3 protein-coding genes are annotated in these 3,236 nt (G+C 67.3%); all 3 read right to left on the bottom strand.

The genetic code is table 11. The features are described from left to right. Positions 1–300: acyl-CoA dehydrogenase family protein (locus ABYB95_RS20105; protein WP_372661016.1), on the bottom strand; the 300-nt coding region annotated here is incomplete at its 3' end. A 26-nt stretch (positions 301–326) separates the two neighbouring features. Beyond that, the gene (locus ABYB95_RS20100) at positions 327–1,520 is read right to left on the bottom strand and encodes a CaiB/BaiF CoA transferase family protein (protein ID WP_372661013.1); all 1,194 of its coding nucleotides are present in this window, start codon (positions 1,518–1,520) and stop codon (positions 327–329) included. 23 nt (positions 1,521–1,543) lie between these two features. Continuing rightward, a complete protein-coding gene (locus tag ABYB95_RS20095; RefSeq protein ID WP_034694543.1) occupies positions 1,544–3,151 on the bottom strand; it encodes an acyl-CoA carboxylase subunit beta in 1,608 nt (535 codons plus the stop codon). Positions 3,152–3,236 lie beyond the last annotated feature (85 nt).

The raw sequence follows: 3,236 nt of genomic DNA, 5'->3' as shown, positions 1-3,236 counted from the left end.
GCCGTGGCGCATGATCGACGCCATCGTGTACATCTGCGCATGGCAGTGCACCGCGCTGCCGCCGTTCTGGTTGATCTCCTGCAGGATCAGGCAGGCGTCGAGCAGCGGCAACCCGGCGCCGCCGTATTCCTCGGGGATCAGCGCGGCCAGCCAGCCGGCCTTGGCCATCGCGTCGACGAAGGCTTCCGGATAGGCGCCGTCCTGCGCGCACTGGCGCCAGTATTCGGGGCCGAAGCCCTTGCACAGCTCCTTGACGGCGGCGCGGATCTGGCCCTGGGTCTCGGTGTAGTCGAAGTTCATGGGGATGTTGGCCTTGTTTGTCTGTGTCAATTGACGACGCCTTGCTGTCGCAGCGCCGCCAGTTCATCGGCCTGCAGGCCCAGCGCTGTCAACACCTCGTTGGTGCTCGCGCCCAGCACGGGCGGCGGCGGGCCGCTGCGCCCGCGCCGGCCCTGCGAACTGAAGGGCAGGCCCATGGTCTGGTGTTGCGGCGCGCCCGGCAGCGGCAGCGCGCCCAGCATGGCGACCGCTTGCACCTGTTCGTGCGCCAGCATCTGGGCCACGTCGTGCATCTCGCTGCAGGGCGCACCGGCCGCGCGCAGCGCCGCCACGCAGTCGGCGGTGCTGCGCTGCCGGGTGCGCGCTTCGAGCTCGGCGTGCAGCGCCTCGCGATGGCCGATGCGCGCCGAAATGTCGATGAAGCGCGGGTCCTGCGCCAGCTCTGGGCAAGCCAGCGCGCTGCAAACGCAGCTGAACAGCCGGTCGTTCGCTGCAGCAATGAAGACCTTACCGTCGGCGCTGTCGAAGAGCTCGTAGGGCGCCATCATCGCCATCGCCGAACCCATCTTGCGCGGTAGGCGCTGGGTGGCCAGGTAGTTCGCCACCGGCACCGTCATCCACGACAGCCCGGTCTCGAGCAGGCTGGCGTGCACGCGCATGCCTTCGCCCGTTGTGGCGCGGTGCAGCAGCGCGGCCAGGATGGCCATCGTGGCCCACATGCCGGTGCCCATGTCGATGAGCGACACGCCGACGCGCGCCGGCTCGTCACCTTCGTGGCCGCTGACGCTCATGATGCCGGTGAAGGCCTGCATCAGCGGGTCGTAGCCGGGCAGCGCGCGCATCGGGCCGACCTCGCCGAAGGCGCTGATCGCGCAGTACACGAGGCGCGGATTGGTCGGTCGCAGGTGTTCGTCGCCGAGGCCGCGCGCTTCGGCGCTGCCGGGCTTGAGCGAATGCACCAGCACGTCGGCACCGGCCGCCAGGCGCGCAACCAGCTGCTGGCCGGCCGCGCTGTCGAGATCGATGCAGACGCTCTTCTTGTTGCGGTTCAGCGCCACGAAGCCGGTCGAGACGCCGGCCACTTCGGGCGGTTTCCACTGGCGCGCATCGTCGCCGCTGCCGGGGCGTTCGTTCTTGATAACCTCGGCGCCGAGGTCGCCGAGGGTCTGGGTGCAAAACGGGCCGGCCACGTTTTGGGTCAGGTCGAGCACGCGGCAGCCGGAGAGAATGGCGTCGAGCATGTTCAATTCGGTGGGCCAAAGGATTACATGCGGAACACGCCGAAGTGCGTGTCGCGCGCCGGCACGCGGCCCGCCAGCTCCAGCAGCAAAGCCATGGTGTCGCGTGTTTCCAGCGGGTCAATCACCATGTCGCACCACAGGTTGGAGGCGTAGTTGTAGGGACTGGAAAAGCTCTCGAACTGCTCGCGTATCGGTTGCTTGAATTGCTCGCGTTCTTCGTCGCTCCAGCTAGTGCCCTCGCGCCGGTGGATGTTCTCGCGCACCAGGCCCAGGGTGGTGGCGGCCTGCTCTGGGCCCATCAGCGCGGCGCGGCCGGTAGGCCACATCATCATCACGTTGGGCTTGAACGGGCGCCCGCACATCGCCAAGTAGGCCGCCGCGTACGAGCCTCCGGTGATCAGCGTGTAGCGCGGCACGTTGGCCGAGGCCATGGCCGTCATGAACTTGGCGCCGTGCTTGGCAATGCCCTGCTGCTCCACGGCTTTGCCGACCATGAAGCCCGACACATCGGCCATGAACAGCAGCGGAATGTCGCGCTGGCAGCACAACTCAATGAAGTGCGCGCCCTTGAGCGCGCTCTCGGAGAAGATCACGCCGTTGTTGGCCAGAATGCCGATCTGAAAGCCCTTGATGCGAGCAAAGCCGCAGATCATGGTGTCGCCGTACAGGGGTTTGAACTCCTGCAGGTCACTGTCGTCGATCAACCGCAGCAGCACTTCGCGGTTGTCGGTCGGATGCCGGTTGTCGGCGCTGACAATGCCGTAGATCTCGCGCGGGTCATGGCGCGGCGGCAGCGGCGGCACCACGTCCCAGCGCTGCTTGGCTGCGGTACCGAGGTTGGCCACGATGCCGCGCACGATGGCGATGGCATGGCCATCGTTCTCGGCCAGGTGGTCAGTGACGCCGCTGATGCGGCTGTGCATCTCGCCGCCGCCCAGGGTTTCAATGTCAACCTCTTCCTTGGTGGCGGCGTACACCAGCTCGGGCCCGGCGAGGAACATCGCACCCTGGTTGCGCACGATCACCGCTTCGTCGCACAGCGCCGGGAGATAGGCGCCGCCGGCGGTAGACGGCCCGTGCACGGTCGCGATCTGGGTGATGCCCTCGGCCGACATGCGGATCTGGTTGTAGAAAATGGAGCCGAACTGGCCGTCGTCGGGGAAAATATGCGCCTGCTCCGGCAGGTTGGCGCCGCCCGACTGGACCATGGTGATGCACGGCAGCCGGTGCTGCCAGGCGAACATCTGGGCCCGCACATGCTTTTTAGCGGTGATGCCGTAGTAGGTGCCGCCCTTGACCGTGGCATCGTGGATCATCAGCATGCAGGCGCGCCCGCACACCAGCCCCACGCCGGTGATGATGCTGCCGCCCGGCGGCACGCCCTCGTACAGGCCGTCGCCGGCAAGCTGCCCGAACTCGAGGAAGGGCGAGCCGGGGTCGAGTACGGCAGCCAGGCGCTCGCGCGGCAGCAATTGCTTGCGCTTCTTGTGCAGCAGGCGCGCCTTTTCGGGGCCGCCGACCAGGGCACGCGTGCGGCGTTCATGCAGATCAACAATGCGCGCCTCGTAGGCTTCACGGTTGCGCTGGAACTCGGGCGAGTTCGGCGCGGCGGTGGATGTCATCAAGCTCATTTTGGCAGCCCCTAAAGTGGCTCAGTGTGGGTCGGTCATCAGGCGATCAGGCCTCCGCACGCAGCGCCGCAAAGCGCTGCAGGTG

It is taken from the genome of Hydrogenophaga sp., assembly GCF_041633695.1.
In the GTDB taxonomy this organism is placed as follows: domain Bacteria; phylum Pseudomonadota; class Gammaproteobacteria; order Burkholderiales; family Burkholderiaceae_C; genus Hydrogenophaga.
The sequence above is the reverse complement of the archived record's forward strand: the minus strand, read 5'-3'. Positions and strand labels throughout refer to the sequence as shown.